This window comes from Pseudomonas sp. MWU13-2517 (assembly GCF_023242545.1).
Classification (GTDB): domain Bacteria; phylum Pseudomonadota; class Gammaproteobacteria; order Pseudomonadales; family Pseudomonadaceae; genus Aquipseudomonas.
Genome location: NZ_JALMFA010000012.1, coordinates 156213 through 175226, shown reverse-complemented (window position 1 = coordinate 175226; position 19014 = coordinate 156213). Strand labels below are relative to the sequence as shown.

Genomic DNA, 19014 nt, shown 5'->3' with positions numbered 1-19014 from the left:
AAAGCCTGCCCGTCGGATGTCGTTCAAGGAATTTATATGTCGCCCTGGCTGACGGTAGTAGGCATCGGTGAAGACGGCTTCAAGGGGCTGGGCAGAAATGCCCGGCATGCCCTGTTGCGCGCCACGCGGATTATAGGCAGCCCGCGCCAGTTGGACCTGTTGCCGGTGTGTATCCGGGGTGAGCGCCAGGTGTGGCCAAGCCCATTTTCCCTGGAAGCGGTGCTGGCGCAGCGGGGTCAACCGGTGTGCGTGCTGGCCAGTGGTGACCCGATGTTCTATGGCGTGGGCGCCAGTTTGGCGCGACAGCTGCCGGCTGAGGAGTTGCTGATAGTGCCGGCGCCGTCGTCGGTGTCCCTGGCGGCGGCGCGGTTGGGCTGGCCATTGCAGGACGTGGTGACGTTATCCGTGGTGGCCCGGCCGCTGGCCGCGCTGAATGCGCACTTGGCCAGTGGTGTGCGGTTGCTGGTGTTGAGCAATGACGGCCGCAGCCCGGCTTTGATTGCCTCGTTGTTGGCTGAATCCGGGTTTGGCCTCAGCCGATTGAGCGTGTTTGAACACCTGGGCGGCACGGATGAGCGACGTCTGGATGGGCTGGCTGTTGATTGGCAACACGCCTCAGTCGCCGATTTGAACCTGGTCGCTATCGACTGCATGGCCGACGCCGCTACTGCGCGCCTGTCGCGCCTTGCCGGCCTGCCGGATTCTGCCTTCAAACACGATGGCCAACTGACCAAGCGCGATGTGCGCGCCATGACCCTGGCCCGCCTCGCCCCGATGCCCGGCGAACTGCTGTGGGATGTGGGCGCGGGCAGCGGCTCCATCGGTATCGAGTGGATGCGTGCCCACCCCAGTTGTCGCGCGCTGGCCATTGAAGCCGATGCAGGCCGCCAGGGCCTGATCGAACACAACCGCGATGCCCTGGGTGTGCCCGGCCTGCAATTGATCCGCGGCAAAGCCCCCGAAGCGCTGCACGGCCTGGAAGCGCCGGATGCGATCTTCATCGGCGGCGGCGTGACCCGCGACGGCGTGCTCGACACCTGCTGGCAACAGCTGCGGCCTGGTGGAAGGCTGGTCGCCAATGCCGTGACCCTGCAAAGTGAAATGACCCTGATGAACTGGCGTGCGCAACATGGCGGTGAGTTGACCCGCATCCATGTGGCGCAGGCGCAACCGCTCGGGGAATTCGATACCTGGCGCCAGGCGTTGCCGATTACCTTGCTGGAAGTGGTCAAGCCGCTATGAAACGCATCTTGCTGTTGGGCGGTGTGACCGAGGCGCTGGCCATCGCCCGTACGCTGGGGCCGGAGCATATCTACAGTTTGGCGGGCGTGGGCCGTGTGCCTGCCGATCTCACCTGCCAGGTGCGGGTTGGCGGCTACGGCGGGGCCGAGGGTCTGGCGGCGTTTATTCGGGACGAAGGGATTGGCCTGATTCTCGACGCGACCCACCCCTACGCGGCACAGATCAGCCGCAATGCCGTCGAGGCTGCACAGTTGAGTGGCATCCCTTGCTGGGCGCTGCGGCGTCCGGCATGGCAGCCGCAGGCCGGGGATGATTGGCGTGAGGTCAGCGATTGGGCCGACTTGATCGCAGCCCTGAAACCCTTCAAACGCCCCTTGTTCACATTGGGCCGCGAACCGTTGCAGCACCTCGATGAAATCCCGGCTGACCAGTTCTGGACGCTGCGCGCGCTGGATGTGTATCCGGGGAATGAGCGGTGTGAAGTAATCGGTGCGCGTGGGCCGTTTTTAATCGAAGACGAACGCGCGTTGTTTGAACGGCGCGCGATTGATGTGTTGATCAGCAAGAACAGCGGTAGCGCTGCGACGGAGCCGAAGCTGGAAGTAGCGCGGGAGCGAGGTATGCCGGTGCTGGTGTTGAAGCGGCCGGTGTTGGCTGCAGTGGATCGAGAATTCACGGCAGTGTCATCGCTGCTACAGGCAATACACACTCGCGGAGCAACAACAACTTAATGTCGCACCGCCCCTCCCACACTTGTACTGTGCTGCTAGCGGCCTGCTGCTGTCGCCTGGCCGAAGCCATCGTGCACCCTGCCAGCGAGCAACTGCGCCAGTTCTATCAACTGCGCAACGCCCAGCAATTCTTCACGTGGTGCGCCTTCCAGGTTGAAGGCAATGTCACAACTCAGTGCATTGGCCGAGGCGAGTGTTTCGCTGAGGTTGACCAACAGGTCTTCGGTGCTGATTCCATCGGCTACGGTGAATAGCCGGACGGGGGGATTTGGGGTGGGTTTAATCATTGTGAAGCTCCTTGGAAAAGTGGAGCTGCCACTGATTCGCCGCGACGCGATGGGGTGGCAGCTGTACGCAGGTTCGCGGACCGGTCCCAAGGCAACCCGGCATACCCGAAGGTATCCCGCGCACAGCCACCATTGCGCCGCACAGTAGACGATAAAACAGCGTCAACGGAAAGCAGACGATAGCGCTTTTGCTCTTAGAAAATCCGGGCCGCGACGCCCGACCGCTGAGTTTGCAGCGGTGTACGGAGACTAGAGTCCTACCTTCCTAGGGACAACCTCAAAGACTTGTCGGAAATTTCTGTTTGTACTAATAGCCAGCCAAATGACTAATGCCAGTCAGTTAAGGGTGAACGCTGTATGTGTGGCGAGGGAGCTTGCTCCCGTGGGGCCGCGAAGCGGCCCCGCTCTTTGTTTGCAAAGCATGGGACTGCTGCGCAGTCCAACGGGAGCAAGCTCCCTCGCCACAGGTTACTTTTTAGCCTTTCTCCTTCTTGACTGACTGGCATTAGCCGAATGACCCACTATTTGGCTTCTCCGCCCAAAGTCGAATCTACCTACAAACACTTCCGAACCAGCTGGCTCGCTTCGCCAAAAGCCCTCGCCCTAACCTCTCCACTCGCGGTTTTGCATCAGTGTCCGCGATGGGGATGCACTGCTTTTGCAGCGCATCGCAACTTGCCATCCTGTGAGGTGGTTTACCTGCTGTTGATCGGAGGCGATAAATCAACGCAAAAACGCGATATCCAGCGCGCTAAACAGATTGCTGATGAATTTGGCAAAAGGAGTGACCCATGACTGAGTTTCGAGATTTCGACGTAGCTGAGCACCTTAAAACCCCGGAAGACATGGCCGAGTATCTTGAAGCGTCTTTCGAAGAAGACTCTGGCGACGGCTTATTGATTCGTTCAGCCCTCAACAATATCGCCCGCGCCCAAGGCATGACCCAAGTAGCCCGCGACGCCGGCCTCGGAAGAGAAAGTTTGTACAAAGCCCTTTCCAGCACTGGCAATCCTGAGTTCGCGACTATCATGAAAGTCATGAAAGCTCTGGGCCTCAAGCTTCACGCAACGGCGGGCTGACCCACTGCGACACCAAACCACACCGCCGCTTTTTACTTATCCCCCCCGATCAGGCTAAATACCCGCCTGATCGTTAAACCCTACGGATTGTCCGCCATGGCCCGTCAACGCTTCGCAATTGCCTGGATCGCCTGCCTTGCAGTGCTGTTCAACGCCTTTGCCATGCCGATGGCCGGAGCGATGCAACAGTCCCAGGACCCTGTGCAGCAATTGCTGTGGGGCAGTTTCTGCTCCGCCAATGGCGCCAGCCTGAAGACCATTGCCCTGGGCAAGCTGGATATTCCAGCGCCGCAGCAGGACGATCACTCCACCATGCAGCACTGCTGGTGTTGCTCGGGCTCGGCGCCGTTGGTGGCTCTGCCGGGGCATGTGCCGCAGCTGTATGTCACGCGGTTCGACGCCGTACAAAGCTTGCCGCCGCCCCAGCTGCAAAACCCGACCCCGCGCCAGCAATGGCCCAGCCTCAACCCCCGAGCCTCTCCAACGGCCTGATTTCTTCGCAAGTGAACTGCGTTTAGAACCGTTCTGGAGAACTGCCATGCTCAAATCTTCCCTGCTTCTGGCTGCATTGTTGCTGCCGGTGTGCGTCGCTGCCAATGCCGATGACTACAAGGCCGGCACTCTGCTGGTCAGCGATCCCTGGTCCCAGGAGTTGCCGCCCAATGCGCCCACCGTGGCGGCGTACTTTGTGATTCATAACACCGGTGAAACACCGGACCGCCTGCTCAGCGCGCAAACGCCGGTGGCGGACAAGGCCGAGCTGCATGAGCATGTGATGCAGGGCGACTTGATGAAGATGCAGCAAGTGCCCAGCGTGGCGGTGCCGGCCAAGGGAGACCTGACCTTCGCACCGATGGCCTATCACGTGATGCTGCTGGGGCTCAAAGACCGCAGCCTGTTGGCCGATGGCAAGCAGTTCCCATTGATATTGACCTTCGAAAAAGCCGGCAAGGTGCAGGTGCAGGTTTCGGTGCAAAAAGCACCGCCGATGGCCGGACACGAGCATATGCACGCTCAGTAGGCTAAAACTCGATGGGCGCCCATCGCGCCAGGCCAAGCCCACACCGCCGCGTGACGCGCGGCAGTTGGATCAGCCTGTTCGCCATGCTGATGATCTTTATCGGTCCGCTGATTTCCCAAGCGATGCCGATGGATCACCACGCCGGTATGTCGATGAGCATGCCGATGGAGCATGGCGCCTCTCATCACCCAAAAGCGCCCGATGAGCACCACGCGCTCTGGGCCAAGTGCGGCTATTGCGACCTGCTCTTCAGTTGCCCGGCCCTGCCCGGCAGTGTCTCCCCAGTCATCCTGGACACCCCGCCGCCCGCTAACGCCCTGACCCCCGCCACACGCCTGGGCCATGCCCGGCAAAGCATCTTCCCCGGCGCCCGTAGCCGAGCACCGCCCATCCCTACGTAAGCGCACTGAGCACCGTTACTTCACCCCGGCCGACTTTAGACAGACAGCCGCAGGCTGCTGGCCGTGTTGTTTACGAATGATTGATGGAATTTTTCATGTCCAGGTTTTCTGCTGACTCCCGTTTGGGATGCACCCCCGCTGTCGCCGTTCTGTGCGGCGCACTGCTGATGCCACAGGCCCATGCTGACGAGCACGAGCTGAGCCCTACCGTGATCACGGCGGTCGCGCCCAGCTCGCCGCTGACCGTGGTCACCAACCCCAAGGACCCACGTCAGCCCGTCCCCGCCAGCGACGGCGGCGACTACCTCAAGACCATCCCCGGCTTCGCCCTGGTGCGCAACGGCGGCACCAATGGCGACCCCGTGCTGCGCGGCATGTTCGGCTCGCGCCTGAATATCCTCACCAACGGCGGCATGATGCTCGGCGCTTGCCCCGGGCGCATGGATGCGCCCACTTCATACATCGCGCCGGAAACCTACGACAAACTGACCGTGATCAAAGGCCCGCAAACCGTACTCTGGGGGCCAGGCGCATCGGCCGGCACCATCCTGTTCGACCGCGAGCCGGAGCAGTTCGGTGCGCTGGGGACGCGGGTCAACGCCAGTGTGCTGGCCGGCTCGAACGGACGTTTCGACAAGGTCATCGACGCCGCGGCCGGTGGGCCGCTGGGCTATGTGCGGGTGATCGGCAACCAAGCCCACGCCGATGATTACAAGGACGGCAATAACAACACGGTCGCCTCACGCTACGACAAGTGGAACGGCGATGTGGCCGTGGGTTTTACCCCCGATGCCGACACCCTGCTGGAACTCACCGCCGGCCGGGGTGATGGCGAAGCACGTTACGCCGGGCGCGGCATGGACGGCTCGCAGTTCCTGCGCGAAAGCCTGGGCCTGCGTTTCGAAAAGTCCAACATCGGCGAAGTGCTGGATAAGGTTGAAGCTCAGGTCTACTACAACTACGCCGACCACGTGATGGACAACTACAGCCTGCGTGTACCGTCCGGCACCGGCATGATGGCGGGGCCGATGGCCTCCAACGTCGACCGCCGTACCCTCGGCGCCCGCATCAAGGCCACCTGGCGCTGGGCCGATGTGCAATTGATCAGCGGGCTGGATGCGCAAACCAACGAACACCGCCAGCGCAGCAGCATGGGCATCGACACCTATAAAAACCTGCCACGCGACAAGGACGCCAACTTCCACAACTACGGCGTGTTTGGCGAGCTGACCTGGTATGCCGCCGACCGCGACCGCCTGATTACCGGCGCACGCCTGGACCGCGCGTCCGCCAAGGACTTCCGCCAGCGCACGGGCTCCACAATGATGTCCCGCCCCAACCCGACCGCCGACGACACCCGCGCCGATACCTTGCCGTCGGGCTTTGTACGCTACGAGCACGACTTGGCCAACACCCCCACCACGGTCTATGCGGGCTTGGGCCACGCCGAACGTTTCCCGGACTACTGGGAGCTGTTTTCCCCCAACACCGGCGCGGTCGGTTCGGTCAACGCCTTCGATGGCGTCAAGCCGGAGAAAACCACCCAACTCGACTTCGGCGCGCAATACAAAACGGCCGACCTGGAAGCCTGGGCCTCGGGTTACATCGGCCGGGTGCAGGACTTCATTCTGTTCGACTACCAGCCCGGCATGATGGGCACCACCTCCCAAGCGCGTAATGTCGATGCACGCATCATGGGCGGTGAACTCGGCACGGCGTACAAGCTGACGCGCAACTGGAAAGCCGACGCCACCCTCGCTTACGCCTGGGGCAAGAACACCAGCGATGGCAAGGCGTTGCCGCAAATGCCACCGCTCGATGCCCGCTTCGGCCTGACCTACAGCGAAGATGACTGGAGCGCCGGCGCCTTGTGGCGGGTGGTCGCGGCGCAAAACCGCATCGACCAGAACAAGGGCAACGTGGTCGGCAAGGACTTCGACAAGAGCAGCGGCTTTGGCGTGTTCTCGCTGAACGCCGCGTACCGCATCAATAAAAACTTCAAGGTCAGCACCGGCGTCGACAACCTGTTCGGCAAGGCTTATGCCGAGCACCTGAACCTGGCCGGTAACGCCGGGTTCGGTTACCCGGCCAACGACCCGCAGGCCATCAAGGAGCCGGGGCGTACGCTCTGGACCAAAGTCGATATGAGCTTCTGACAGCATCGCAGGCAAGCCAGCCCACACACGGGGATGCACTCCAACTGTGGGAGCTGGCTTGCCTGCGATAGCAGTGTAATCAACAAAAAAATTCAAAGCCTTGCGGAGCCCAATAATGACCACTCAAAAGATTTCCTTCTACAACCTGGCCTGGCGCTGGCACTTCTACGCCGGCCTTTTCGTCGCCCCGTTCATGCTGCTGCTGGCCCTTACCGGCATCATCTATTTGTTCAAACCTCAACTCGACCCGTTGATGTATGGCGACTTGCTCAAGGTGCAAAGCGCCGAGCACGCACTGAGTGCCGATGAACAACTGCAACGGGCCAAAGCGGCATACCCCCAAGGCACTATCACCAAGTACCTGCCACCGGCCGACGCCACCAGCAGCGCGCAATTCGTGGTGCACAACGAAAGCCGCGAAGTGACGGTATTCATCGATCCGTATCGTGGCACCGTGCTCGGCCAACAGGATGCCAAATACAACCTGCAAGCCATCGCTCGAGCCCTGCACGGTGAGCTGATGATCGGCACCGTCGGCGATCGCCTGGTGGAACTTGCCGCCGGTTGGGGCGTGATGCTGGTGGTGTCGGGCCTGTATCTGTGGTGGCCGCGCGGCAAGTCATCGGCCGGTGTGCTGTGGCCCCGTTTCAGTGCGCGGGGCCGCGTGTTCTGGCGCGATATGCATGCCGTCGCCGGCTTCTGGGGCGCAGCGTTTCTGTTGGTGATGTTGCTCAGCGGTATGACCTGGACCGGCTTCTGGGGCAAGCAGTATGCCGAGCTGTGGAACCGCTTCCCGGCAGCCATGTGGAATAACGTGCCGCAGTCCGACCAACAGGCACGTGCCCTCAATACCGCCAGCCAACAGACCGTGCCGTGGGCCATGGAAAACACGCCCATGCCGATGTCCGGCGACCATGCCGAACACATGAACCACGGCGCCCTGCACGCAGGCCCCGCCGCACCCACGGTGCGCCTGCAACAAGTGGTCGACCTGGCCAACGCCCGCAAGGTCGAGCCCGGCTACAGCATCACCTTCCCGACCACCGCCGAGGGTGTGTTCACCGTCGCGGTATTTGCCAATGACCCGCGCAACGACGCCACCCTGCATGTGGACCAATACACCGGCAAAGTCCTGGCCGACGTACGTTGGGAACACTACAACGCCGTCGCTCGCGCTACCGAGGCCGGCGTGATGCTGCACGAGGGCAAGATGTTCGGTGTGGTGAACCAGATCATCGTCCTGCTGATTTGCCTGATGATTCTGCTGAGCGCGGTCAGTGGCCTGGTGATCTGGTGGAAGCGCCGCCCGGCTGGCGGCCTGGGTGTTCCACCACTGCGTCATGACCTGCCGAAGTGGAAAACCGCCATGGTGATTATGTTCTGCCTGGCGCTCCTTTTCCCGCTGGTGGGCGTTTCGCTGGTGGTGATAGGGGTCCTGGATCGGCTGGTGTTGTCCAGGTTTTTCTGGCAAAGCACGAGCGGCTCATAACTCGTCTTTGGTCGGCACCAGAACCCTCTCGCCGACCGTCGCTGCCAGGTCCGCGCCCAGTTTTCCGCGGACACGCCAGAACGCCGACGGGTGAATCACCCGCAACTCGCCCAGACGCGCCAGCTCGAAAACCACATGGGAGGGCGCTGGCGCATAAGCGGTGTAGCCGTCGGCCTTGGACCATTTGAGGTGGCTGTCGAGCAGGTTGTACTCCTCATTGCTGAAGCTCGGCAGATAGCCCAACAGGGCACCATCACGGGTCGAGAGGTACAACGCGTTGACCGCCACCCCGGCACTTTTCAAGGTGTGAAGGTAAAAACCCACTTCACGCCACGAGACGAAGGTCATACGGTAGGCATCTTCACCGGCCCTTTCAGGCTGGTCGAGCCCGCTGTGAAACACCAGGTGCGCAGCGCAGAACCGGTAATCCGCGGGCAACTGCGGCGCCATGCGGGCCGGGCCGATGCCCTTGAAAGCCTCGGGGAACAGGCGTTCAGCGACGGCGGACGGATAACCCTGGTCCAGCGCCGGGACGACCGGCAGGTAGTCACTGCCTTGGGTGTTTTCCAAGAGTGCCCCCAGGTACTGTTTGCCGGCGAACTGCCCGGCCAGTGTATGGGTATGCAGCGCCGCATCCTCGGCATGGAGGTAGACCGGCCCCAGGCTCAAGGTGTGATCGTCCAGCTCCGGCATGCCTTGCGAACGCCCGGGCTGCCACTGGCTGTCGACCCTGCCCAGGCCCGGCCAGTTGGTACTGGAACGCAAAATGCGCAAGTCGCCGGCCGCGGCCATGCGCCGGATGAAATCGCGCGGGCTCAGCACCCTTACGTGCAAGTCCGAATGGTCGCGGTATTGGACGAATCGCGGGTCGACAACCACGTACTTGAGTAACGCGCCGTCGGCACAGAAGATGTACAGCGGCAAACTGCCGCGTGTCCGAGTGGCACTGACCTGATACAGCGCGTCCTTGAGGTCGTAGGGCGAAAACAGCCCCTGGTAAATCTCGTCGCCACCGATGAAGGTCCCACGGGGACTCAACTCTATGGGCTGCGAAACGCAAAAATACAGCCCGGCCATTGTGTAGCCACGCGGGTAACCCGCGTCACTGAACACCCGTCGGTGGGCAAACCGCGCACCACTGTCCTTGATCGGCAAGGTCGCGACGAAGTGTCCGTCCTGGGACTTGAGCAGATAGCCAAGCTGCAACTCGTCGCACGTCGTCAGTGTCGAGGACAGCGACCGCGCAGCATCGTCCAGTTGCGTACAGACAGGACCAAACGCCGGGTCCTGCCGTGCCCGCGTGTAATTGGGCTCGGCGCCCTGGGGCGTGGCGTAGGGCACCCAACCCGACACCGGTCCCTGCACGCCCCACAATGCGCCGCCCTGCACCACGTCCAGGGAGAACGACGCGGCGACACGGTTGACGTATTCCACAGGCGTCAACTCAGCGGAACGCAACGCGCGCTCAGTCTGGCCATAGAGCCAGTCGCGACGGTTGTGTGCACGCATGATCAGGTTGGCCTGGGTGATCGGCGGATACTTGACCCGTGCCGTCGCCAACAGGCGAATCAATGAGCCGTCCTGCCCCAGTGAGTAATGCGTGATGCCCTTATGGCCTTCACCCATCGCGTGGGCCAAAAGGCGCGTAGAAAACATGTTGCCGTACACCGTAGCCTGCTCGCGGGTCAGCAGGAACGGTAGCGCCCTTGACGGGCGTGAATGATAGTAGGCCACCAACGTGCAACGCTCTGGATAAAGCCCACGGGCCACCAGTTCGTCGGGGAACAGCCAGTCCCTGCCGAATACCTCGTCGGCGAGCGGCAACGGTTCGCTGGCGATAAACCAGCCGTCGTCGCGCCTGAGAATCGCCCCGCCATAGCTTTTCCCACCGCCCAGCGGCACCCTGCGGTGAACGTAGCGTGCGGCATCGTCCATCGACAGGAACGCCGCGCTCATACGCCGACGCGTCAGGTGCGCATAGGCCTCCCAAGTGCCCGCAACAGCGCCCAGGCGATCCCAGCAGGGGCTGGTGGCGATCACACGCAGGTCTCCCGCTGCCGCCACTTGATGTACGAACCCGAGCGGGGACAGGGTACCGAAACTCAGCTTGGCCATGATCTGCTCGACGCTGTCGCCATTGCTCCCGGCCTCGAACAGGCTATCGGTGGAGGATGAGCGAAAACTCAGCAAAGCCCCTTCCGGCGGCGCAATGTAGATCGTTGGCGCGCCAAGCGATGACGGCACGGCGGTGCGCCCCTGGATAATGGCCGTGCTCAAATCGTCGGGTAGGATAAGCAACCGCTCCAGCCATGCATTCGGCCCCCTGCCCGCCGTTTGCCGGGTGAAGTACACGCCCTGGCAGGCAAAGCCCTCAGGCACCGGGTTATCGGACACGCCGGGCAGCGACAGCAGCGGGGTTTTCTGGGTGGCCGGCACCCACTCGCTGGCGACATATTCCTCGCGGGCCTGGTGTTTGAAGATGAACGCGAAGAACGTGTTGGCATAACGCGGATGAGCGCGTTCCGGCTGCCGGCTCTGCAGGTCCAGCGCCGCAGCGTCGGCACTGTCGAACAGGGCACCATAGCTCAACTCGTCGGGCCTGTGGAACTCCACCGCTCGTACGAATGGCGCCCAGTCCGTCTCGACTTTTTCCGCCGGCCCCCACAGCGCGCTGGCCGTCATCACGCGCAAGGTGCCTGGCTCAGCCAGGATGCGCACGATATCGGCAGGCTTGATCGCGCCGCTGTCCAGACGCCCGGCGATCGGGCTTACGCCGCCAGTTGCCGTGGCCTGCCACTGTTGACGCCAAGCCGATGTGGCCTCGCCCGGCTGGAACGCGATCAGGCTGTCCTGCGTTCCCGAGAGGTAGCCCGGACAATTGGATTGCAGGATCGCCTGTATATCCAGGTCGCTGAACATTTGCCCATGCAACTCAGCTTCCTGGTGGCTCCACTTGAGCCGGGAGCCCTGGGTACGATCATTTTTCGATAAGGCCTGGCGCGATCCATACCGCGCATGCAGACGATGGCCGGCGTGCAGAACGATCAGACCACCCTGGCGGTCCTTCGGGTAGCCGCCATCCAGCGTGAACGGGGAGCCCTGGGCCCGCACCGGGTCAGTGGCCACGAAACGCCCGTCGCTGCGCTGCAGGATCAGACCGCCATAGGCGTGCTCGCGCTGTTCGTCGATGTGCAGGTGCGCATGCCGGGCAGCGTCGTCAGCCGACAGGAAAGCCCGCGTGAGCGGCGTCACTGTGCGGTTCGAATAAGGACGCCAGTGTGCATCGACCACCCCGAGGCGATCCCACAGGGCACTGGTTTTTTCCACACTCAACTCGCCGGCCCTGGCCACGCGCAGTACATAGTCCCGGGTCAGCAATGCACCGTTGGCCAACTGCGCCTGCAGGCCCTGATCGCGGACCGTGCCATCGGCCTCGGTCGTAAACAACAGTGACTCGTCCGCCGAGCCTGAGAAACGGTAGCGCAACAGCGCTTCATCGCGCAGGCGAATGAACAGCGAGGCGCCCAGGGTCGAGGACGGTGCCAGCGCATAGCCACGGAACTGGGTAATGTATTGCGCCAGCTCCAGCGGGCTGATGAAGTTCTTGTACAGCCAGGCTTCCAGCTCGGGGTAGTTGCCGGGCAAGGGCCGCGAATGCACGTACACACCGTGCAGGTGAAAGCCTTCCGGCAGGGTCGGCAGTTGCTTGAGCTGCCCGGGCGGTTGCGGCTCCGCGGCGATATACAGGCCTTTTACGCTGTGCTGCAACAGCAACACCTGCTGGCGTACGGTGGGCTGGCGCTGGATTCGCGTCCAGGCATAGGCCAGGGCCTGCTCCTGGCTGGCGAATACCGGGCCACAAGGGATTGGCAACGGCGCAGCATTGAATGGTTGGTAGGGCTGCCAATCGGCGGGCACGTCCCCCACCGAACCGCCCCAGGTGGGGCTGGAGCGCAAAAAACGCAAGGTGCCGACCGAAGCCAGCTTTTTGAACACCCCTTCCAGGCTGCCGTCATGGGCGTGGGGCGAGCTCCACGGGCCGTTTTCGGACAGCCAGCGCACATACTGCGCCTCGTCCTCGGAATAACTGACCTGATAGCGCAGCAATGTGCCGTCCGGACCGCACAGATATGCATAGGGCAACGTCAGGCGGTTTTGCTGGGTGAGGATCACATCCGGGGTGGAATAGAAACTCATGAAGGCCTTGACCTGCTGCGCGGTAAAGCGCGGGTTCTGCTTCTGGGTGAGGGCCTGGGTGTCGGGATGCGAATGCAATGTGGCGACCAGCGTATAGCCGTCAGGCTGGCGGTATTCGCCATCGGCGCTGACACGGTCGAGCAACAGTGTGTATTCAAACGTCGTCGGCCGATCCGCCAGTGGCTCGGTGCCTACGTACAGCTGATCCGAGCGCCGCTGCAGGATCACGCTGCCGTATTCCGTCTGCTGCCGAGTGCCAATGCGCTCATGAAGATAACGCGCCACATCGTCGGCGCTGATAAAGGCCGGAGACAGGGTACGCAGCTTGGCGTGCCCCTGGGGCAGTGCGGCGCGCTTGTCACGGGAAAGAGAGTCGTCCATGGGGGTTCCTTGGGTGGATCTTCGAGTAGCCCGACATCCTGAACACCTCAACTTCCCCCAGGCGTTAGATAGTTAACCGGCCCGCACCAGCACTGTGCAACGCACGAACCACGCTCGAACGCGAGCGCCGATACAGTGCACGGCGCAGTCCTGCCCGCGTGCCCGGTGCGTTGAATGCGCAGGCGGACAAAGCAGGCATGCCCCTTGCAAAAGCCTTGTCATCTGTCCAACAAAAACTCGGGTTCACGGAGAACGCACTATGAAGCGTCGCAGCTTGATCAAGGCTTTCACTCTTTCGGCATCCATTGCCGCCATGGGCCTGACCTGGACCGTGCAGGCCGCCGAGACCATCAAGGTCGGCATCCTGCACTCGCTGTCCGGCACCATGGCCATCTCCGAAACGTCGCTCAAAGACATGGCGTTGATGACCATCGACGAAATCAACGCCAAGGGCGGTGTGAACGGCAAGATGCTCGAACCCGTGGTAGTCGATCCGGCGTCGAACTGGCCCCTGTTCGCAGAGAAAGGCCGGCAGTTGCTGACCCAGGACAAGGTCGCCGTGGTGTTCGGCTGCTGGACTTCGGTGTCGCGTAAATCCGTACTGCCGGTGTTCGAAGAACTCAACGGCCTGCTGTTCTACCCGGTGCAATACGAAGGCGAAGAGATGTCGCCAAACGTGTTCTACACCGGTGCGGCACCGAACCAGCAGGCGATCCCTGCAGTGGAATACCTGATGAGCGAAGAAGGCGGCAGTGCCAAGCGCTTCTTCCTGCTGGGCACGGACTACGTGTATCCGCGCACCACCAACAAGATTCTGCGCTCGTTCCTGCATTCCAAAGGCGTAGCCGATAAAGACATCGAAGAGGTCTACACACCGTTCGGCCACGCCGATTACCAGACCATCGTCGCCAACATCAAGAAGTTCTCCGCCGGCGGCAAGACCGCTGTGATCTCTACCGTCAACGGCGACTCCAACGTGCCGTTCTACAAAGAGCTGGCCAACCAGGGCCTGAAAGCCACCGAGGTGCCAGTGGTCGCGTTCTCCGTCGGTGAAGAAGAACTGCGCGGCATCGACACCAAACCGCTGGTGGGCAACCTCGCCGCCTGGAACTACTTCCAGTCGGTAGAGAACCCGGTGAACAAGAAATTCGTCGCCGACTGGAAAGCCTATGCCAAGGCGCACAACCTGCCGGGCGCGGATAAAGCGGTGACCAACGACCCGATGGAAGCCACCTACGTGGGCATCCACATGTGGGCGCAGGCCGCCGAGAAGGCCAAGTCCACCGATGTCGATAAAGTGCGTGAAGCCCTGGCCGGCCAGACCTTCGCCGCACCGTCGGGCTTCACCCTGACCATGGACAAGACCAACCACCACCTGCACAAGCCGGTGATGATCGGCGAAATCCAGGCTGATGGTCAGTTCTCGGTGGTGTGGCAGACCCAGGAGCCGATCCGCGCCCAGCCGTGGAGCCCTTACATTCCGGGCAATGACAAGAAGCCGGATTACGCAGTGAAGAGCAACTGAGTCCCACCACAGATCAATGCGGGAGGGCGCGCGCCCTCTCCCGCAATTGACCGCGCATGATCAGGACATTCTGTTATGCCTACTGCCCTGTACCGCTTCATCCTCGCGGCCTTGCTGCTGCTGCCTCTGACCTCACACGCCAGCGACGCCGAAGACTTCATCAACGCCAACCCCACGCAGCAAGCCAAGCTGCTCCAGGACTGGGCCGCCCAGCCCGACCCTGCGCGCATCGAACTGGTGGATGCCCTGCAACAAGGCCAGCTCACGCTCAACGGTGAAACCCGGAGCGTGCGCCTGAACAACCGCCTGCGCGGCCTGATCGACAACGTACAAGCCAGCCAGCAACTGCTCGCCGCCGACCCCAAGCTGCGTTTGGCCGCAGCCATTACCCTGCAAAAAAGCGCGCAACCGGCGCAACTCAAATTCCTCGACCAACGCGTCGCCGCCGAAACGGATGAAGGCGTGCACACTGCCCTGAGCCTGGCCCTGGCCAATCTGCAATTGGTCGACCCCGACCCCGCAGTGCGCCTGGCGGCCGTGCGTTTGCTGGGCAGCACCGGAGACCCGCTGGCGCGCACCCGCCTCGAGGCGCTGCTCGCTCCCGGCGCGGAAACCGATGCGGCCGTGCACACCGCCGCCGAAACCAGCCTGGCGCAGGTCAAGCGTAAATTGATGGTGGGCGAACTGCTCGGCCAGGCGTTCAGCGGCATGTCGCTTGGCTCGATCCTGTTGCTCGCGGCGCTCGGCCTGGCGATCACCTTTGGCCTGCTCGGCGTGATCAACATGGCCCACGGTGAGATGCTGATGCTCGGCGCCTACTCGACCTACGTGGTGCAACTGATGATGCAGCGCTATGTGCCGCAAGCGATCGAGTTCTACCCATTGATTGCACTGCCGGTGGCATTTTTTGTCACTGCCGCCATCGGCATGGCCCTGGAACGCACGGTGATTCGTCACCTCTATGGCCGCCCGCTGGAAACCCTGCTCGCCACCTGGGGCATCAGCCTGATGCTGATCCAACTGGTGCGTTTGGTGTTCGGCGCCCAGAACGTCGAAGTGTCCAACCCCGCGTGGCTGTCCGGTGGTATCCAAGTGTTGCCCAACCTGGTGCTGCCCTACAACCGCATCGTGATCATCGCCTTCGCCCTGTGCGTGGTGGTACTGACCTGGCTGCTGCTGAACAAGACGCGCCTGGGCCTGAACGTGCGCGCCGTCACCCAGAACCGCAACATGGCCGCCTGCTGCGGTGTGCCCACCGGGCGTGTGGACATGCTCGCCTTTGGCCTGGGTTCCGGCATCGCAGGCTTGGGTGGCGTGGCGCTGAGCCAGATCGGCAACGTCGGCCCGGACCTGGGCCAGAGCTACATCATCGACTCGTTCCTGGTGGTGGTGCTCGGCGGTGTCGGCCAACTGGCCGGCAGCGTGACGGCAGCCTTCGGGCTGGGCATCGCCAACAAGATCCTTGAACCGCAGATCGGTGCGGTGCTCGGCAAGATCCTGATCCTCGCGCTGATCATTCTGTTTATCCAGAAACGCCCGCAGGGACTCTTCGCACTGAAAGGACGGGTGATCGACTGATGAACCAACCATTGATGCTGACGGCCACGCAAAAGGCCGGCCCCACGCTGACGATTGCGCTGGGCGGGTTGATCCTCGCCGTGCTGCTCGCCCTGCCGCTGCTGTCATTGCTGCCGCCGGAAAACGCTTTGCATGTTTCGGCCTACACCTTGACCCTGGTGGGCAAGATCCTCTGCTATGCCATCGTCGCCCTCGCGCTGGATCTGGTGTGGGGTTACGCGGGCATGTTGTCTCTCGGTCACGGCCTGTTCTTTGCGCTGGGCGGTTACGCGATGGGCATGTACCTGATGCGCCAAGCCTCCGGGGATGAGCTACCGGCGTTCATGACCTTTTTGTCGTGGACCGAACTGCCCTGGTACTGGGTCGGCACCGAACACTTCCTCTGGGCGCTGTGCCTGGTGGTATTGGCGCCGGGCCTGCTGGCGCTGGTATTCGGTTTCTTCGCCTTTCGCTCGCGGATCAAGGGCGTGTATTTCTCGATCATGACCCAGGCCCTGACCTTTGCCGGGATGCTGCTGTTCTTTCGCAACGAGACCGGGTTTGGCGGCAACAACGGCTTCACCAACTTTCGCAGCATCCTCGGGTTCGGCATTACTGAGCCCGGCACGCGAGCCGTGTTGTTTGTCGCAACGGTGCTGTTGCTGGTGGCGAGTCTGTTCATCGGCTGGCGGTTGGCCAAGAGCAAGTTCGGCCGGGTGCTCACGGCCCTGCGTGACGCGGAAAACCGCCTGATGTTCTGCGGCTACGACCCGCGTGGCTTCAAGCTGTTCGTGTGGGTATTGAGCGCGGTGCTGTGTGGGTTGGCCGGGGCGTTATATGTGCCGCAAGTGGGCATCATCAACCCCAGCGAAATGTCGCCGACCAACTCCATCGAAGCGGCTGTGTGGGTGGCCTTGGGCGGGCGCGGCACGCTGATCGGCCCGCTGCTCGGTGCCGGCGTGGTCAACGGCATGAAGAGCTGGTTCACCGTGGCATTCCCGGAATACTGGCTGTTCTTTCTCGGGGCGCTGTTCATCATCGTCACCCTGTACCTGCCCAAGGGCGTTATCGGCTTGCTGAAGAAATGAGGAACGTCATGCTTGAACCCATTTTCGACGCCGGCAGTGGCCGCGACGCCATCGGCCTTGGTCAGGCTGCAGGCAAGGGCCTGAATACCCGCCACGGCACCATTCTGACCCTTGAAAGCATCAGCGTGAGCTTCGATGGCTTCAAGGCGCTCAACGACCTGAACCTGTACATCGGCGTAGGTGAACTGCGCTGCATCATCGGCCCCAACGGCGCGGGCAAGACCACGCTGATGGATGTGATCACCGGCAAGACCCGCCCCAGCCACGGCAATGCCTGGTTCGGCGAAACCCTGGACTTGACCGGCATGAGCGAAGTACAGATCGCCCAGGCCGGTATCGGCCGCAAATTCCAGAAACCCACAGTGTTCGAAGCCCTCAGCGTGTTCGAAAACCTGGAGCTGGCGCAAAAGACCGACAAGTCGGTATGGGCCAGCCTGCGCGCGCGTTTGAGCGGCGAACAGAAAGACCGTATCGACGAAGTCCTCGACACCATCCGCCTCACCGCCTCGGTGCAGCGCCCGGCCGGGCTCTTGTCCCACGGCCAGAAGCAGTTTCTGGAAATCGGCATGCTGCTGATGCAAGACCCGCAACTGTTGCTGCTGGACGAGCCGGTGGCGGGTATGACGGATGCCGAAACCGAATTCACCGCCGAACTGTTCAAGCGTCTGGCGGGCAAGCATTCGCTGATGGTGGTGGAACACGATATGGGCTTTGTCGGCTCGATTGCCGACCACGTCACCGTGTTGCACCAGGGCAGCGTGCTGGCGGAAGGGTCGCTGGAGCAGGTACAGGCCGATGAGCGGGTTATCGAGGTGTATTTGGGACGGTGAACATTGGCCCGCTTCGAGCGGCAAGCTTTAAGCGGCAAGTAAAGGCAACAACTAAAAAACACCCGCGCTCACTTGCCGCTTGAAGCCTGCCGCTTGAAGCCCAACTAACGGAGTTCCAATGCTACAAGTACAACACCTGCATCAATATTACGGCGGTAGCCACATCCTGCGCGGGCTGTCCTTCGAGGTGAAGATCGGCGAAGTGACTTGCCTGCTCGGCCGCAATGGCGTGGGCAAGACGACCCTGCTCAAGTGCCTGATGGGCCTGTTGCCGGCCAAGGAAGGCGCAGTCAATTGGGAGGGCAAGGCCATCACCGGGTTCAAGCCGCACCAGCGCGTACACGCCGGTATCGCCTACGTGCCCCAAGGCCGGGAGATTTTTGCGCGCCTGACGGTGGAAGAAAACCTGCTGATGGGGCTTTCACGCTTTCCAGGCGCCGAAGCCAAGGAAGTGCCGGCGTTTATCTACGAGTTGTTCCCGGTATTACTGCAAATGAAGCATCGGCGCGGCGGCGACTTGTCCGGCGGCCAGCAGCAACAGCTCGCCATAGGCCGGGCCTTGGCCAGCCGCCCCCGTCTGCTGATTCTCGATGAGCCCACCGAAGGCATCCAGCCGTCGGTGATCAAGGAGATTGGCGCGGTTATCAAGCAACTGGCCGCACGCGGTGACATGGCGATCCTGCTGGTCGAGCAGTTCTATGACTTCGCCGCGGAGCTGGCCGATCAGTACCTGGTGATGTCCCGTGGCGAAATCGTCCAGCAGGGGCGCGGTGAACATATGGAAAGCGAGGGCGTGCGCGGCCTGGTAACCATCTAAGGGACCTGCCCACGGAACGGTATCGCGGCTTCATGGCCGGCCCATCCGTGAACAGCCACATCCTGTGCACCTTTGCACCACGGCGTAGCGCCGCATCGTCGAGGCCCATGAACGGCGGGCTGCGCAGGAAGCACGGCGCGCACCAACATGGAGCTGCCACGCACACTTTCAGTGCAAAAGCGCGAGCCGCGCCGTTGTCGGCCCCCCACCCGC

At 62.3% G+C, this 19014-nt stretch carries 15 protein-coding genes and 1 pseudogene; 14 read left to right on the top strand and 2 right to left on the bottom strand.

Going from position 1 to position 19014, the window contains the following annotated elements; all coding sequences use genetic code 11:
- Window positions 1–36: 36 nt before the first annotated feature.
- Complete coding sequence (gene cbiE, locus M5B97_RS18750) at window positions 37–1242, top strand: precorrin-6y C5,15-methyltransferase (decarboxylating) subunit CbiE (RefSeq protein ID WP_248732291.1); 1206 nt, start codon at window positions 37–39, stop codon at window positions 1240–1242.
- The gene (locus M5B97_RS18745) at window positions 1239–1973 is read left to right on the top strand and encodes a cobalt-precorrin-6A reductase (protein WP_248732290.1); all 735 of its coding nucleotides are present in this window, start codon (window positions 1239–1241) and stop codon (window positions 1971–1973) included. The genes cbiE and M5B97_RS18745 overlap by 4 nt, the downstream gene beginning before the upstream one ends.
- Window positions 1974–2008: 35 nt before the next feature.
- Here M5B97_RS18745 and M5B97_RS18740 read toward each other — a convergent pair whose 3' ends face one another.
- Window positions 2009–2260: a DUF6124 family protein gene (locus tag M5B97_RS18740; protein ID WP_248732289.1), complete on the bottom strand. Its 252-nt coding sequence runs from the start codon at window positions 2258–2260 to the stop codon at window positions 2009–2011.
- 687 nt (window positions 2261–2947) lie between these two features.
- On the opposite strand from M5B97_RS18740, the pseudogene M5B97_RS18735 reads away from it, so the two are divergent.
- The 7 genes and pseudogenes from M5B97_RS18735 to M5B97_RS18705 all read left to right on the top strand — a co-directional run.
- Window positions 2948–3055: pseudogene (locus M5B97_RS18735) on the top strand (type II toxin-antitoxin system RelE/ParE family toxin); the annotation flags it as partial.
- Window positions 3052–3339: an addiction module antidote protein gene (locus M5B97_RS18730; protein WP_123716065.1), complete on the top strand. Its 288-nt coding sequence runs from the start codon at window positions 3052–3054 to the stop codon at window positions 3337–3339. The pseudogene M5B97_RS18735 and the gene M5B97_RS18730, both read left to right, overlap by 4 nt.
- A gap of 96 nt (window positions 3340–3435) precedes the next feature.
- On the top strand, window positions 3436–3831 hold the full coding sequence (locus M5B97_RS18725; protein ID WP_248732288.1) for a DUF2946 domain-containing protein: 396 nt from the start codon (window positions 3436–3438) through the stop codon (window positions 3829–3831).
- A 46-nt stretch (window positions 3832–3877) separates the two neighbouring features.
- Window positions 3878–4360, top strand: coding sequence for a copper chaperone PCu(A)C (locus M5B97_RS18720; RefSeq protein WP_123716067.1), 483 nt, complete (start codon window positions 3878–3880; stop codon window positions 4358–4360).
- Window positions 4361–4371: 11 nt separating this feature from the next.
- Window positions 4372–4761, top strand: a complete 390-nt coding sequence (locus tag M5B97_RS18715) for a DUF2946 domain-containing protein (protein ID WP_248732287.1) — start codon at window positions 4372–4374, stop codon at window positions 4759–4761.
- 95 nt (window positions 4762–4856) lie between these two features.
- Complete coding sequence (locus M5B97_RS18710) at window positions 4857–6917, top strand: TonB-dependent copper receptor (RefSeq protein ID WP_248732286.1); 2061 nt, start codon at window positions 4857–4859, stop codon at window positions 6915–6917.
- A 115-nt stretch (window positions 6918–7032) separates the two neighbouring features.
- Window positions 7033–8406: a PepSY domain-containing protein gene (locus M5B97_RS18705; RefSeq protein WP_248732285.1), complete on the top strand. Its 1374-nt coding sequence runs from the start codon at window positions 7033–7035 to the stop codon at window positions 8404–8406.
- Here the strand turns inward: M5B97_RS18705 and M5B97_RS18700 are convergent.
- On the bottom strand, window positions 8401–12984 hold the full coding sequence (locus tag M5B97_RS18700) for a DUF4329 domain-containing protein (RefSeq protein ID WP_248732284.1): 4584 nt from the start codon (window positions 12982–12984) through the stop codon (window positions 8401–8403). The two genes, M5B97_RS18705 and M5B97_RS18700, sit on opposite strands and share 6 nt — an antisense overlap.
- A 259-nt stretch (window positions 12985–13243) precedes the next feature.
- Here M5B97_RS18700 and urtA point away from each other — a divergent pair, with 259 nt between their 5' ends.
- The 5 genes from urtA (at window position 13244) to urtE (ending at window position 18801) form a co-directional block, all read left to right on the top strand.
- A complete protein-coding gene (gene urtA / locus M5B97_RS18695; protein WP_060755047.1) occupies window positions 13244–14509 on the top strand; it encodes an urea ABC transporter substrate-binding protein in 1266 nt (421 codons plus the stop codon).
- A 75-nt stretch (window positions 14510–14584) separates the two neighbouring features.
- Window positions 14585–16087, top strand: coding sequence for an urea ABC transporter permease subunit UrtB (urtB, locus tag M5B97_RS18690; protein ID WP_248732283.1), 1503 nt, complete (start codon window positions 14585–14587; stop codon window positions 16085–16087).
- Window positions 16087–17154: an urea ABC transporter permease subunit UrtC gene (gene urtC, locus M5B97_RS18685; protein ID WP_248732282.1), complete on the top strand. Its 1068-nt coding sequence runs from the start codon at window positions 16087–16089 to the stop codon at window positions 17152–17154. Before urtB ends, urtC begins: the two co-directional genes overlap by 1 nt.
- Complete coding sequence (gene urtD / locus M5B97_RS18680) at window positions 17151–17984, top strand: urea ABC transporter ATP-binding protein UrtD (protein WP_123716073.1); 834 nt, start codon at window positions 17151–17153, stop codon at window positions 17982–17984. The genes urtC and urtD overlap by 4 nt, the downstream gene beginning before the upstream one ends.
- A gap of 118 nt (window positions 17985–18102) precedes the next feature.
- Window positions 18103–18801 carry an urea ABC transporter ATP-binding subunit UrtE gene (gene urtE, locus M5B97_RS18675; protein ID WP_123716074.1) on the top strand — a complete coding sequence of 233 codons (699 nt, stop codon included), beginning with the start codon at window positions 18103–18105 and terminating at the stop codon, window positions 18799–18801.
- The last annotated feature ends 213 nt before the right edge of the window (window positions 18802–19014 follow it).

What these genes read in the sequence shown, in the direction of transcription:
- cbiE (WP_248732291.1), top strand. Translation starts at nt 37, where the DNA reads ATGTCGCCCTGGCTGACGGTAGTAGGCATCGGTGAAGACGGCTTCAAG.
- M5B97_RS18745 (WP_248732290.1), top strand. Translation starts at nt 1,239, where the DNA reads ATGAAACGCATCTTGCTGTTGGGCGGTGTGACCGAGGCGCTGGCCATC.
- M5B97_RS18740 (WP_248732289.1), bottom strand. Translation starts at nt 2,260, where the DNA reads ATGATTAAACCCACCCCAAATCCCCCCGTCCGGCTATTCACCGTAGCC.
- M5B97_RS18730 (WP_123716065.1), top strand. Translation starts at nt 3,052, where the DNA reads ATGACTGAGTTTCGAGATTTCGACGTAGCTGAGCACCTTAAAACCCCG.
- M5B97_RS18725 (WP_248732288.1), top strand. Translation starts at nt 3,436, where the DNA reads ATGGCCCGTCAACGCTTCGCAATTGCCTGGATCGCCTGCCTTGCAGTG.
- M5B97_RS18720 (WP_123716067.1), top strand. Translation starts at nt 3,878, where the DNA reads ATGCTCAAATCTTCCCTGCTTCTGGCTGCATTGTTGCTGCCGGTGTGC.
- M5B97_RS18715 (WP_248732287.1), top strand. Translation starts at nt 4,372, where the DNA reads ATGGGCGCCCATCGCGCCAGGCCAAGCCCACACCGCCGCGTGACGCGC.
- M5B97_RS18710 (WP_248732286.1), top strand. Translation starts at nt 4,857, where the DNA reads ATGTCCAGGTTTTCTGCTGACTCCCGTTTGGGATGCACCCCCGCTGTC.
- M5B97_RS18705 (WP_248732285.1), top strand. Translation starts at nt 7,033, where the DNA reads ATGACCACTCAAAAGATTTCCTTCTACAACCTGGCCTGGCGCTGGCAC.
- M5B97_RS18700 (WP_248732284.1), bottom strand. Translation starts at nt 12,984, where the DNA reads ATGGACGACTCTCTTTCCCGTGACAAGCGCGCCGCACTGCCCCAGGGG.
- urtA (WP_060755047.1), top strand. Translation starts at nt 13,244, where the DNA reads ATGAAGCGTCGCAGCTTGATCAAGGCTTTCACTCTTTCGGCATCCATT.
- urtB (WP_248732283.1), top strand. Translation starts at nt 14,585, where the DNA reads ATGCCTACTGCCCTGTACCGCTTCATCCTCGCGGCCTTGCTGCTGCTG.
- urtC (WP_248732282.1), top strand. Translation starts at nt 16,087, where the DNA reads ATGAACCAACCATTGATGCTGACGGCCACGCAAAAGGCCGGCCCCACG.
- urtD (WP_123716073.1), top strand. Translation starts at nt 17,151, where the DNA reads ATGAGGAACGTCATGCTTGAACCCATTTTCGACGCCGGCAGTGGCCGC.
- urtE (WP_123716074.1), top strand. Translation starts at nt 18,103, where the DNA reads ATGCTACAAGTACAACACCTGCATCAATATTACGGCGGTAGCCACATC.